Source organism: Paludifilum halophilum (assembly GCF_002245355.1).
Classification (GTDB): domain Bacteria; phylum Bacillota; class Bacilli; order Thermoactinomycetales; family DSM-45169; genus Paludifilum; species Paludifilum halophilum.
The window spans coordinates 194,132-206,430 of the sequence record NZ_NOWF01000006.1 but is presented as its reverse complement, the minus strand read 5'-3'; the positions used below and the strand labels follow the sequence as shown (position 1 = coordinate 206,430).

Here is a 12,299-nt window from a genome sequence, read left to right as displayed (position 1 = left end):
GAAAAAACGGTGGACGATCTCTTCAGAGCGGGTTGCCATCACCGGATTGAGCGGGAGCGTTGTGGGAACCCGTCTGTTCTTTGGATACGATCGTCTGAATCTGATTGATCAGCAGGTTGACCGCCACTTGGTTATAACCGCCTTCAGGGATGATCAAGTCGGCATATCGTTTACTCGGCTCGATGAACTGAAGATGCATGGGGCGGACGACAGTGAGATATTGCTGGATCACCGAATCCAAACTGCGCCCCCGACTCTTTACATCCCGTTCCAGACGACGCAGAATCCGAACATCGGCGTCGGTGTCGACGAAGGCTTTGATATCCATCAACTCGCGGAGGCGTTCTTCTTCCAACAGCAGGATTCCCTCCAGGATAATCACATCCTTGGGATGGACAGTCACCTTTTCAGGGGAACGGGTGTGGCGGGTGTAATCATAGACGGGCTTTTGGATGGGCCGTCCGCGGATCAACTCCTCGATGTGGCTGATTAAAAGCTCATGGTCGAAGGCGAGGGGATGATCGTAATTGGTTTTAATTCTTTCTTCCATCGGCAGATGGGATTGATCTTTATAGTAGGCATCCTGCTCAATCAATGCCACAGAGTCAGAAAACCGCTCACAGATGTTGCGGGCGACAGTGGTTTTTCCGGAGCCGCTCCCTCCGGCCACTCCAATGATAACGGGTCGTTTCATTTGGGATATTCCTTCCATGATCCTTTGAGAAATGAAAAAGACAAATGAATCGCTTTGCTGATGATAGCAATTGCATATGTTTTTTTCAAGGAATCGTTTTGTAACGTTCAGTTTCCAGCGGGAGTCCCTCATGATGGACAAACGCTTTTATCCGATGACCCCGATCCATTTCGGCATCATAAAAAAAGAAGCTACCATGTACCCATATGGTAGCTTTATTTGAATCCTTTTCCTGATTCATCGTTTTTATTCCGTTCGGGGTCCCGCCTGACGGATGGTTTCGTTGACATCGTCGAATTGGCGGAAGTTCTCGTGGAACCGTTTTGTCAGCTCTTTGGCCTTGGCGTCATAAGCGGCAGGGTCGGCCCAGGTGTTACGGGGCATCAGCATTCGGTCGGGAACGTCGGGACAGTGTTCCGGGACCGCGATCCTGAAGACGGGATCGATTGTAAACCGGTCTTTGTCCAGATCTCCCCGCAGGGCGGCGCGGATCATGGACCGGGTGTAGGACAGTTGGATTCGGTGCCCTTGACCGTAAGGCCCCCCCGACCAGCCGGTGTTTACCAAATAGACTTTTACCTTGTGGCGGTTAATTTTCTCCCCGAGCATCTCCGCATAGACACGAGGGCGGCGGGGGAGAAAAGGGGCTCCGAAACAAGTGGAAAAGGTGGCCTCCGGTTGAGTGACGCCCCGTTCGGTTCCCGCCAACTTGCTGGTATAACCGGAGAGGAAGTGGTACATGGCTTGTTCCGGGGTCAGCTCGGCGATAGGAGGAAGAACGCCGAATGCATCCGCTGTCAGAAAGAGAATGACCCGAGGGTGGCCTCCGACACCGGGGATTTCCGCTCCATCGATATAATCGACCGGGTAAGCGGCCCGGGTGTTTTCCGTAAGGGAGCGATCATTGAAATCCGGGCGGCGTTCCTCATCCAATGCCACATTTTCCAGAACGGATCCAAAACGGATGGCATTCCAGATCTGGGGTTCCTTCTCCCGGGAAAGGCCGATACACTTCGCGTAGCAACCCCCTTCGATGTTAAAGATACCGCTTTCATTCCAGCCATGCTCATCATCACCGATCAGGCGCCTTTCGGAATCGGCGGACAGGGTGGTTTTGCCGGTTCCGGACAGTCCGAAAAAAAGGGCTGTGTCGCCGTCGGCCCCTTTATTGGCGGAGCAGTGCATCGGCAGGACGCCTTGTTCCGGCAGTAAGTAATTCATCACGCTGAAGATCGATTTCTTCATCTCGCCGGCATAGCGGGTTCCTCCGATGAGTACGGTTCGGTGCTCGAGGCTGATGGCGATAAAGGTCTCCGAACGCGTTCCGTCACGCCGGGGAACGGCTTGAAAGCCCGGGGCGCTGATCACGGTAAACGGGGATTGGTGTGTTGTCTCTTTTCCTGTCGGTCGGACAAACATCTGTCTGGCGAACAAATTGTGCCATGCGGTTTCGTTGATGACCCGGATGGGTATACGGTAGACGGAATCAGCTCCGGCAAACCCGTCGAAGACGAAAACATCTCGGTACCGCAGGTATTCCTTCATCCGCTGAAACAATCTCTTGAACACTTCCGGATCCATCGCCTGGTTGACGGTTCCCCAGTCGATGTTCCGGTGTACGGATGGTTCATCCACCACGTATTTATCCTTGGGGGAGCGACCGGTATAGGTTCCTGTAGTAGCCCGGAAGGCACCAGTGGAAGTCAGAAGCCCTTCATTCCGTTCCAGCGCCTTTTCCACCAATTGCGCAGTGGACAAATTCCAAAAAACCGCTCCTTCGAGAGACAGGCCCGCCAGGGGACAGGCATCGATTTGCGTACTCATCGCTCCGTCCTTTCTGAAGAGGATAACATATTTTATGACAAACATGCGTAATGGGGCATTGTTGACGAAAAAAGTATAACACATTGGAATCCGGTTGGAAATCCTGCGCTTATAAAACTTATGGAAAAGGGGAAACTTGGGCCTATTAACCATTGACTTCATCCTGAATAAGTGGTATCTTCATACAGAATGAATATGATTTCGGGAGTGTTTGAATGAGTCAGCTAGCGGAAGGATCCGTCGTCAGTGGAGAAGTGGTCGCTATTAAACCCTTCGGGGCATTTGTCAAATTGGAAACAGGAGAGACGGGTCTTGTCCATATCTCCCAAATCTCCAGCAAATTCATCGAGAAAGTGGAAGATGAATTGTCTGTCGGGGATACGATCAAGGCGAAGGTACTCTCCATCGATTCTTCGGGGAAAATCTCTCTTTCCATTAAGGCTCTCAACAATGACCGTCCCCGTGGCGGCCGCCGCGGACGCGGACCCGGAGATTTCGAGGATATGATGAAGAAGTGGATGAAAAGCAGTGAAGAACGCCTCAGCGCGTTGGCGGCGAAGCAGAAGAAAGGCCGCTAAATATAGATCGGTACGACATCTTCCGCCAAAGGAAGGTGTTTTTTTGTGCAGTTCCGTTTTCTGATCCGCTTTCGAATCAAATTCGGAATTGGGTGAGTCATTTTTTTGTAAAACGTTTTTTGGTATATGACATCGTGATAGAATCATAGGCAGACCGGGGGACTTCGAGGTCGGGGTTGTACCCGGCATGAGAGGCCGGTGTTCCAAGACCGATAAGGTATCATGATATGGAATGGAAAGAAAAAGAAAGGTGGGTGCCGGTGGAAGGTAAGCGGTTGGGTGGGAGGTATCAAATCATTGAACGTGTGGGCGGTGGCGGGATGGCTGTCGTCTACAAGGCGAAGGACTTGATCTTGGAACGGTATGTCGCCGTCAAAGTGATGAATCAGTCCCTTAGCCATGATGAGGGATTTATCCGTCGTTTCAACCGGGAAGCGAAGGCGGCCGGAAGCTTATCCCATCCCAACGTAGTCAATGTGTACGATGTGGGCTGTGAACAATCCACCCACTACATGGTGATGGAGTACATTGAGGGCGAGTCCTTGATGGAACGGATCCTGGACCGGGGTCGCATTCCGGCGGAGGAAGCGGTCAAGATTGCTGAGCAGGTTTGTGAGGGCTTAGCCCATGCCCATGAAAATGGAATTGTTCATCGGGATATTAAACCTCACAATATCATGGCGACTCGGGATGGCCGATATAAATTGACGGATTTCGGCATTTCCCGGTTGTCCAATTCTTCCACAATTACCCAGACCGGCTCGGTAATGGGTTCCGTCCATTATTTTTCACCGGAACAAGCCCAGGGACATGAGATCGGTCAGGGTTCCGATATCTATTCCATGGGCATTGTTCTCTATGAGATGGTGACCGGGAGGCTGCCCTTTGACGGTGAAGAAGCGGTCGCAATCGCTCTAAAGCATCTGAAAGAATCAGTGCCCGATCCTCGCGAAATCAACCCGGATATTCCCGAAGGGATTTGCCAGATCATCTTCCGGGCGATGGAAAAGGATGTCCATCGACGCTTTCACTCCGTCCGGGAGATGAAAGAAGCGTTGAGCGGGGTTTTGGACGGTACGGCGACGCACATCTGGGAGGCGTCGGTGGACCGGTACACTCCTCCTCCCCATCCGGAAGGTCTAGAGGGAATCGGGGTGGAACGGCAGGATCAAAAAAGGCGTCTGTCGGAGCAGGGCGTCACCCGTTCCCAGAAAAAAGCAAAACGAAAAGGAAGGATACGGTGGGTCGCCTTGGGAGCGGCACTGGTTCTGGTCCCGTTGCTTTTATTCAGTCTCAATGCCTGGAGTGACGACGATACGGCCTCCGACGGAGAAATGGTCGGATCCGTTCATCATGAGGAACCGTCGGACTCGACGGAAGAGACTGAAACAGAGAACGGGAACGATCCGGAAGAAGAAGAACCGCATGAGGAAGAAACGCCGGAGCCGGATCAAGAACCACCATCGACTCAGCCGGTGGAAAAGCCCGAGAAAGAGGAGCCTGAGGAGAAATCTTCCGAGAAAGAGAAGAAAAAGTCTCTTCCGTGGAAGAATAAAGAATTTGAACGGGACAGCGAACATTTCCCGGATTTCGATGCCTCAGGATCCGATGGGCAGTATCAGGTTTCCCTGACCTCAAGAGTGGGTCCGGAATTTTATTACGATATCATATTGATGACTGAAGAGGGACCGACGCCCTATACAAAACAGGAGATGGTGGAGCAAGACGATGACACGGAAAAAATTGAATTTCATGTCGGTGTCCCCAGAGTGGAATTGCCTGAACGCGGTCTGGTCATCATCCGTATCTACCCCCGGGGCGACGGCTCCGGGGACGAGTTGCAAAAAGTGTTGGAACGCCGGGAAGGTGAAGAATGAAAAAGCGATGGTCCGATCAGACGGACCGTCGCTTTTTTTCGAGGGAATCCAAAGTTTGATTTTGAGCTGTCTGGGAAAACATATACCAGAAACCGAAGATGGATTCGCAACACAGAAAGGAGGAAGTCCTTTTGAACCAGGATGTGCAAACCCTCATTGATGGTCTGAACGAAGATCTGGCTTATGAATATGCGGCGGTGATTACCTATACCTACGATGCGGCGGTGGTTTCCGGTCTGGCGCGTCCCATTCTCAAGGAGTTTTTCGAGAATGAAGCCCAGGACGAAATTAAGCATGCTGCTTATCTTTCGGAGAAAATCGCCTCTCTTGGCGGAACTCCCGTCGTTAAACCCGCCGAGGTCAAACAGGCGACGGAAGTGCGGGAGATGTTGCAAAATGCGCTGGAAGACGAAGAAGCCACCATTCAGCGCTATCTTCAACGGATTGAACAGGCGGAAAAAGCGAAACAGCACGGTTTGAAGGTGGATTTGGAGGATATGGTGGCCGACGAATCCAATCATAAAGAGGAACTGCAACGTTTGTTAAGGGATTCCCGCCTATAAAGATCGAACCGAAACCGTCACCCGAGTCGCTCGGGTGGCGGTTTTTTGCTATGAGGTGAAACTTTTTTCGATCTCGTTCGTATAACACGGTGACTACATAACAAGGAGATGATCGGATGAAAAGATGGCCGGATTCGATCCCCGTCTTTCTCTGGACATCCTGAACCGGGCGGGGGAACGGACAGAGATGGAAAAGCAGGATGGAGCCTATGTCTTGACGGTAAAATTGTCGGGAAAAGAATTCAAAAAAGTGAGGAGCGCTGCGAGGAGACGACCGATCAGATCGATCAAACCTTTCAAAATCCGGATGAAGTCAAGGTGGAATCGGTAAAGCATACCATGTGGATCAATTCCGATACCTTTCAACCGGACCGGGTTTCCTGGAACCAAAAGATGGTGGTGACGATGGAGAGGGAAAGATTTGATGTGGAAGAGAAGATGGATCTCCGTTTAAAAGAAAAATTGGACAAGAAAATCACGGTACCGAAAAAGGTGAAGGATCAATCGTACTAATTTTCGATTTTACATCCGTGAAGGCGGCGGTTGCCCGGATCATACGGCAGCCGTCGCCTTTTGGTTTTGAGATCTCAACCGGTGACTGTCAACCGGTATCGTAACCTGTATTCGTCAACTGTACCTTCCTGTTATATTGTTAAATGAAGTGTCTGTATCACTCTATTTCATCGTGTTTGTCGTGTAGTTGACGGCTTTTTTTATCAGGTGTATCATGCAAATGTAGAGGTTGTGTGAGGGTGGAAAATCAGGCGTTGATCCATCGATCATACACATGATGAAGCATTCAATGTGATTGGGGTATGTCTGGTCATTCGAGTTTTACCAGAGGTCGGAGACGGTTGCATCAGCCGGGACATCCGGTGACGGATTGACCAGGCAGTCCTTATAACACAGCCGGGGATCATTTTTTGATTGGTAATGAATGGTTCTCCACTGGGCCGGGCAGGTTTTTTGATGAGCGGAGTCGGGTAGTTCACTTACAGGAGTTCCTGGGAAAGAGGATTCTATGACCGTCGCTCTGAATGCTCGGTGCTTGAATAAGGCAGTCTATGGAATGAACTGCCTAACTTTTACACCCTCCGAGGGATGACAACGAAGTGAGGTGTATCCATCGTGCCGAAAGAGATGGAATTGAAACAGGGTGCGGAGATGTTCCAAATCCTGAACGAAAACGGTGAGATTAACCAAGGGCAAACCCTTCCGGATCTCTCCGATGAAGAGTTGAAAGATCTCTACCGTTGGATGCTGAAGATTCGTACGTTTGACGGACGTGCGATCAAGCTCAACCGGCAGGGCCGTCTCGGTTTCTATGCGCCGATGGCCGGGCAGGAAGCGTGTCAGGTGGCTTCCATGGCGGCCTTGAGGAAAAGCGATATGCTTTTTCCCAGCTATCGTGACGTGGGGACGGCGATGTATCACGGTTTGTCGATGGAAAAGGTTTTCCTTTATTCCCGGGGTCAGATCAACGGGATGAATATTCCGGAAGATGTCAATATGTTTCCGCCGCAAATCATCATTGCGGGTCATGTTCCTCACGCCGCCGGAGCGGGTTGGGCGTTCCGCTTAAGAGAAGAGGATCATGTGGCGATCGCCTTCTTCGGTGACGGTGCCACTTCGGAAGGGGACTTCCACGAAGGATTGAATTTCGGTGCTGTCTATGACGCCAACACCATCTTCTTCACCCAGAACAACCAATACGCGATCAGTGTACCGGTTTCCAAGCAGATGAAATCCGAAACTATCGCCCAAAAAGCGATCGCCTACGGAATTTACGGTATTCAGGTCGACGGAAACGACGCCCTGGCCGTCTACCAGGCGACCAAAGAAGCGGCGGATCGGGCGCGCAAGGGTGAAGGTCCGACACTGATCGAAGCGGTCACCTACCGCGTCGGTCCTCATACCATGGCCGGAGACGACCCGGGACGTTACCGGACGAAGGAAGAGGAGAAAAACTGGACCTCCGAGAAAGATCCGCTGAAACGTTTCCGCCAATACTTGGAGTCAAAGAATCTCTGGTCGGATGAGGAAGAAAAACAAGTTGAGGAAGAAACGTTGAATGAAATGAATGAAACGATCAAGAAAGTGGATCAGATGCCGAAGGGAACCGTGGCTGAACTGATGGAGGATGTATATACGGAAACCCCGGCGATCTTGAAACAGCAAAAAGATGAATACCTCTCCTGGAAGGAGGGCAAATAATATGGCGACCATGACGTTGATTAAAGCCATCAACGATGGCTTACGCGCGGAAATGGAACAAGATGAAAACGTGATTGTACTCGGTGAAGACGTCGGGGTGAACGGTGGTGTGTTCCGGGCGACCGCCGATCTGTACCAAACATTCGGCGAAAAACGCTCCTTTGACACGCCGCTGGCCGAGTCCGGGATCATCGGGACTTCGATCGGTTTGGCATCCCAGGGTTTCCGTCCGGTGCCGGAAATTCAGTTTGCCGGGTTCGTTTATGAATGCATGGATCAAATTTCCACCCAGGCGGCGCGTCTGAGGATGCGGTCCGGCGGACGTTTCAATGTGCCGATTACGATCCGGATTCCCTACGGCGGCGGTGTGAAGACGCCGGAGATGCACTCCGACAGTCTGGAAGCTCTCTTCCTCCACAGTCCCGGGATCAAAGTGGTGATGCCGAGCAATCCCTACGACGCCAAAGGTTTGCTGATTTCCGCTATTCGGGATGAGGATCCGGTCATCTTCTATGAACCGATGAAACTGTACCGCTCTGTCAAGGCGGACGTACCGGAAGAAGCGTATACCGTCCCGCTCGGCAAAGCCAATGTGGTTCAGGAGGGATCCGATGTCACGCTGATCGCCTATGGTGCCATGGTTCCCTTGGCTGAAAAGGCAGCCGCTCAGGCGGAAAAAGAACGGGGAGTTAAAGCAGAAGTGATCGACTTGAGGACGATTGCCCCCCTCGATCTGGATACCGTGATCCAATCCGTGGAGAAAACCCACCGGGCCGTTGTCGTTCACGAAGCGGCAAAAAGCGGTGGAGTCGGCGCGGAGATTGTCGCCCGGATCAATGAGGAAGCGATTCTGTCTCTGGAAGCGCCGGTGGCGCGCGTGACCGGTTTCGATACTCCATACCCGCTGACGGCGATCGAGGACGAGTGGTTGCCGACGGTGAACCGGGTCTGTGCCGGCATTTATAAAACACTGGACTTCTAAGGTGAAAAGAAAGGAGGTTATTTTCATTGGCTTTTAATTTTAAGCTGCCTGATGTGGGGGAAGGGATTCACGAGGGTGAAATCGTCCAATTCCACGTGAAAGAAGGCGACTCCATCAACGAAGATGACGTTCTCGCCGAGGTGCAGACGGACAAAGCGGTGGTGGAGATTCCCTCCCCGGTGACGGGTACGGTGAAAAAGCTGAACGCTCAGGAAGGAGAAGTTATCGAAGTCGGTTCGGTACTGGCGGTCTTTGACACCGGCGACGGTGATGACGCGGAAGAGGCTCCTGCTGAGAAGGAAGAGAAGAAAGAAACGGAGGAGCCCAAAGAAGCAGGGACCGAAGTGAAAGAAGACAAGGGGGCTCCCAAACCCGGCAAAAAAGTACTGGCCATGCCCTCTGTCCGCAAAAAAGCTCGGGAGATGGGGATCGACATCAGCCGGGTGGAAGGTTCCGGCCCCCGCGGACGTATTACGCTGGATAACCTGAAGGCATTCGCCGAAGGCGGTGCGCAAAAAGAAACGGCGAAAGAAGAGAAACCGGCCGCGGCAGAAGAACAGCCTGCGGCGAAGGAAGAGAAGCAACCGGCTGTTGCTCAGGGCGATGAAGAGCGGATGCCGTTGCGCGGAATGCGCCGTACGATTGCCAAGCGGATGGCTCAGAGCAAGTTTACGGCTCCCCACGTGACGGTGATGGACGAAGTAGATGCTTCCGAGCTGATCGAGGTCCGCAAGTGGGCCAAGCCGATGGCGGAGCAGAAGGAAATCAAACTGACCTACCTTCCCTTTGTCATCAAAGCACTCACTGCCGCCTTGCGGGAGTACCCAACCTTGAACGCGTCCATCGATGAGGAAAAAGAAGAGATCGTGATCAAGAAGTATTATCACATGGGAATCGCTACGGCGACAGAAGACGGTCTCGTCGTTCCGGTGGTCAAAGATGTGGACCGTAAGTCGATCTTTACCCTCGCCAAAGAGATCCGCGAAGTGGTGGGCCGCACCCGGGAACGCAAAGCCGGTGTCGAGGAGCTGAAGGGAAGCACCTTTACCATCACTAATATCGGTTCCTTCGGCGGTCAATACTTCACGCCGATTATCAACTATCCGGAAGTGGCGATCCTGGGCATGGGCAAAATGGCCGAACGTCCGGTGGCTGTGGACGGCGAAGTGGTGGTCCGTCCGATGATGAATATTTCGCTGTCGATTGACCATCGCTTGATTGACGGTGACGTGGCGGCCCGTTTCTTGAACCGCGTCAAAGAGTTACTGGAAAGCCCGAAACTCTTGATGATGGAGATGAATTAATATGGTAGTAGGAGATTTTGCAACGGAAGTGGACGTGCTCGTCGTCGGAGGCGGCCCCGGCGGGTACGTGGCTGCCATCCGGGCGGCCCAATTGGGGAAAAAAGTGACACTGGTGGACAAGGCCGATCTGGGCGGAGTATGCCTCAACCGCGGTTGTATCCCTTCCAAGGCGCTGATCCACGCGGCGGATGAAGTGGACAAAATGAAAAACGCATCCCACATGGGGATCGAAGTGGATGGGGTTCAGGTCAACTTCACCGACATGATGAAATGGAAAGACAGCGTGGTCAAGAAATTGACCGGCGGTGTGGGTTCCTTGCTGAAAGGCAATAAAGTGGAGACGATTCAGGGTGAAGTTTACTTCACTGGTGAAAATACAGTAAAAGTGGCCACCGAAAACAACAGCACGACCTATCAGTTTGAAGACTGCATCATCGCCACCGGTTCCCGTCCCACAGAAATCAAATCCGTACCTTTTGACGGGAAGAAAGTGATCTCCTCCACGGAAGCGCTCTCTCTGGAAGAGATCCCTGACAAGCTGATCGTTGTCGGCGGCGGTTACATCGGTTTGGAGCTGGGAACCGCTTACGGCAAGCTGGGTACGGACGTCACCATTTTGGAGGGAACGGACAGCCTGCTGCCCGGTGTCGATCCGTCCATGGTTCGTATGGTGAAACGAAAGCTGAAGAAATTCGGGGTACAGGTGGTCACCAAGGCGATGGTTCAAGGCGCTGATACTTCCGGGGACGAAGTAAAGGTGACGGCGGAAGTGAAGGGCGAAGAGAAAACCTATTCCGCCGATAAAGTGTTAGTCGCGGTGGGACGCACACCGAACACCGACGATCTCGGCCTGGACCAGGCGGGAATCGAACTGGACGAACACGGTTTTATTCCCGTGGATAAGCAGATGAAAACGAAGGTCGGGCGGATTTACGCCATCGGAGACGTGGCCGGACAGCCGATGCTGGCTCACAAAGCCTCCTATGAAGGTAAAGTGGCGGCAGAGGCGATTGCCGGAGAACCCAGCGAAGTCGATTACCGGGCGATGCCCTACGTCATCTTTTCCGATCCGGAACTGGCATATACCGGACTGTCCGAAAAAGAGGCCAAGGAAGAGGGTTATGACCCGGTGGTCAGCCGCTTCTCCTTTGCCGCCAACGGTCGCGCCCTTTCTCTGGATGCCGCCGACGGTTTTACGCAAGTTATCGCTGATAAGGAATCCAAAGAGATCCTGGGTGCTCAAATCGTCGGTCCGGGAGCGGCCACTCTGATCGCCGAAGTGGTCCTGGCTATCGAGATGGGGGCCAATGCCGAAGACATCGCTCTCACGATCCATGCCCACCCTTCCCTGCCGGAAACGGTCATGGAAGCGGCGGAAGGTGTGATGGGCAACTCCGTTCACATGGTGAACAAGTAACAAAAAGCCGAACAATCTATCAAAGACCCCCGGGAGATTCCGGGGGTCTTCATATATTGATAAGGCTTGCGGCACCGGTTGTTATGTCACTCATTCACCATACGCGGCCGAGTTTTGTGGTATATTGCTACTAGGCCAGAACTGTACCCACTGAGGAGGCTCCGTATGGAAACATCGATCGAAATTGAAGTACGGCCCACAGAGATCGACGTTATGGGTCATGTCAACAATGCCAAATACCTGGAATACATGGAGTGGGGGCGGGAGGACTGGTACAACAAGGTCGGACTTCCCTTCGACGAGTTTACCGGGATGAATATCGGCACGGTCACTGTCAACATCAATATCAACTACCGGAAAGAGGCGCGTTTGGGCGAGCGACTGACGGTGAATACGGTTCCTTTGCGCAAAGGGAGAACCAGCTATGTCCTCCGGCATGTGATTGATAATGAACGGGGGGAACGGGTGGCCGACGCGGATGTGACCAGTGTTACGATCGATTTGAAAACGCGCAAAAGCGTACCCGTTCCTGATGCCCTGGCCGAACCGTTTGAAAAGTAGAAAAAACCGCCTGAACCGTCGGCGGTTTTTTTCGACTCAGTCGGTTTGACGCAGCTGACCCAATTCCTTCAGGATGCCTTCCAATTCCATCATGGTGAGGCGTCCCTCTTTTTTCTCCACCATCTTGTAAAGGTCATGAACTTCCTCGTAATCGTCGAGATGGTAATCCTCCGGTTTAATGATGGAAGTGTTGACCAGTTTCAAATGGGCTTTCAGTTCGTTGATCATAAAATCCAGGTTTTCTCGGCTCGGTTTTTCCAAATGCATAAAATCGCTCCTTTGCAA

Annotated in this window: 12 protein-coding genes; 9 read left to right on the top strand and 3 right to left on the bottom strand. The window is 52.4% G+C overall.

The genetic code is table 11. The features are described 5' to 3' along the window. Nucleotides 1-22 precede the first annotated feature (22 nt). Nucleotides 23-694 (bottom strand): uridine kinase, encoded by a 672-nt coding sequence (udk, locus tag CHM34_RS11350; protein WP_094264724.1) that lies wholly within the window; start codon nucleotides 692-694, stop codon nucleotides 23-25. Between the two features lie 246 nt (nucleotides 695-940). Further along, entirely contained in the window at nucleotides 941-2,518 is a 1,578-nt protein-coding gene (gene pckA / locus CHM34_RS11345; protein ID WP_094264723.1) for a phosphoenolpyruvate carboxykinase (ATP), read from the bottom strand. 215 nt (nucleotides 2,519-2,733) lie between these two features. On the opposite strand from pckA, the gene CHM34_RS11340 reads away from it, so the two are divergent. From CHM34_RS11340 to CHM34_RS11300, 9 genes are all read left to right on the top strand, one after another. Continuing rightward, on the top strand, nucleotides 2,734-3,096 hold the full coding sequence (locus tag CHM34_RS11340) for a S1 RNA-binding domain-containing protein (RefSeq protein ID WP_094264722.1): 363 nt from the start codon (nucleotides 2,734-2,736) through the stop codon (nucleotides 3,094-3,096). Nucleotides 3,097-3,356: 260 nt separating this feature from the next. Continuing rightward, nucleotides 3,357-4,973, top strand: coding sequence for a protein kinase domain-containing protein (locus CHM34_RS11335; protein WP_094264799.1), 1,617 nt, complete (start codon nucleotides 3,357-3,359; stop codon nucleotides 4,971-4,973). 131 nt (nucleotides 4,974-5,104) lie between these two features. Next, complete coding sequence (locus CHM34_RS11330; protein WP_094264721.1) at nucleotides 5,105-5,536, top strand: ferritin-like domain-containing protein; 432 nt, start codon at nucleotides 5,105-5,107, stop codon at nucleotides 5,534-5,536. A gap of 132 nt (nucleotides 5,537-5,668) precedes the next feature. Next, the gene (locus CHM34_RS20075; RefSeq protein WP_338048663.1) at nucleotides 5,669-6,049 is read left to right on the top strand and encodes a DUF6612 family protein; all 381 of its coding nucleotides are present in this window, start codon (nucleotides 5,669-5,671) and stop codon (nucleotides 6,047-6,049) included. A 627-nt stretch (nucleotides 6,050-6,676) separates the two neighbouring features. After that, complete coding sequence (gene pdhA, locus CHM34_RS11320; protein ID WP_439116327.1) at nucleotides 6,677-7,750, top strand: pyruvate dehydrogenase (acetyl-transferring) E1 component subunit alpha; 1,074 nt, start codon at nucleotides 6,677-6,679, stop codon at nucleotides 7,748-7,750. A gap of 1 nt (nucleotide 7,751) precedes the next feature. Then, complete coding sequence (locus tag CHM34_RS11315; protein WP_094264718.1) at nucleotides 7,752-8,732, top strand: alpha-ketoacid dehydrogenase subunit beta; 981 nt, start codon at nucleotides 7,752-7,754, stop codon at nucleotides 8,730-8,732. Between the two features lie 26 nt (nucleotides 8,733-8,758). Then, nucleotides 8,759-10,036, top strand: coding sequence for a dihydrolipoamide acetyltransferase family protein (locus CHM34_RS11310; protein ID WP_094264717.1), 1,278 nt, complete (start codon nucleotides 8,759-8,761; stop codon nucleotides 10,034-10,036). Between the two features lies 1 nt (nucleotide 10,037). Continuing rightward, complete coding sequence (lpdA, locus tag CHM34_RS11305; RefSeq protein WP_094264716.1) at nucleotides 10,038-11,453, top strand: dihydrolipoyl dehydrogenase; 1,416 nt, start codon at nucleotides 10,038-10,040, stop codon at nucleotides 11,451-11,453. Between the two features lie 165 nt (nucleotides 11,454-11,618). After that, complete coding sequence (locus CHM34_RS11300) at nucleotides 11,619-12,014, top strand: acyl-CoA thioesterase (RefSeq protein ID WP_094264715.1); 396 nt, start codon at nucleotides 11,619-11,621, stop codon at nucleotides 12,012-12,014. 36 nt (nucleotides 12,015-12,050) lie between these two features. Here the strand turns inward: CHM34_RS11300 and CHM34_RS19345 are convergent, their stop codons facing one another. Then, on the bottom strand, nucleotides 12,051-12,281 hold the full coding sequence (locus tag CHM34_RS19345; RefSeq protein ID WP_169713703.1) for a DUF1128 domain-containing protein: 231 nt from the start codon (nucleotides 12,279-12,281) through the stop codon (nucleotides 12,051-12,053). Between the last annotated feature and the right edge of the window lie 18 nt (nucleotides 12,282-12,299).

What these genes read in the sequence shown, in the direction of transcription:
- lpdA (WP_094264716.1), top strand. Translation starts at nt 10,038, where the DNA reads ATGGTAGTAGGAGATTTTGCAACGGAAGTGGACGTGCTCGTCGTCGGA.
- pdhA (WP_439116327.1), top strand. Translation starts at nt 6,677, where the DNA reads ATGGAATTGAAACAGGGTGCGGAGATGTTCCAAATCCTGAACGAAAAC.
- pckA (WP_094264723.1), bottom strand. Translation starts at nt 2,518, where the DNA reads ATGAGTACGCAAATCGATGCCTGTCCCCTGGCGGGCCTGTCTCTCGAA.
- CHM34_RS19345 (WP_169713703.1), bottom strand. Translation starts at nt 12,281, where the DNA reads ATGCATTTGGAAAAACCGAGCCGAGAAAACCTGGATTTTATGATCAAC.
- CHM34_RS11315 (WP_094264718.1), top strand. Translation starts at nt 7,752, where the DNA reads ATGGCGACCATGACGTTGATTAAAGCCATCAACGATGGCTTACGCGCG.
- CHM34_RS11340 (WP_094264722.1), top strand. Translation starts at nt 2,734, where the DNA reads ATGAGTCAGCTAGCGGAAGGATCCGTCGTCAGTGGAGAAGTGGTCGCT.
- CHM34_RS11300 (WP_094264715.1), top strand. Translation starts at nt 11,619, where the DNA reads ATGGAAACATCGATCGAAATTGAAGTACGGCCCACAGAGATCGACGTT.
- udk (WP_094264724.1), bottom strand. Translation starts at nt 694, where the DNA reads ATGAAACGACCCGTTATCATTGGAGTGGCCGGAGGGAGCGGCTCCGGA.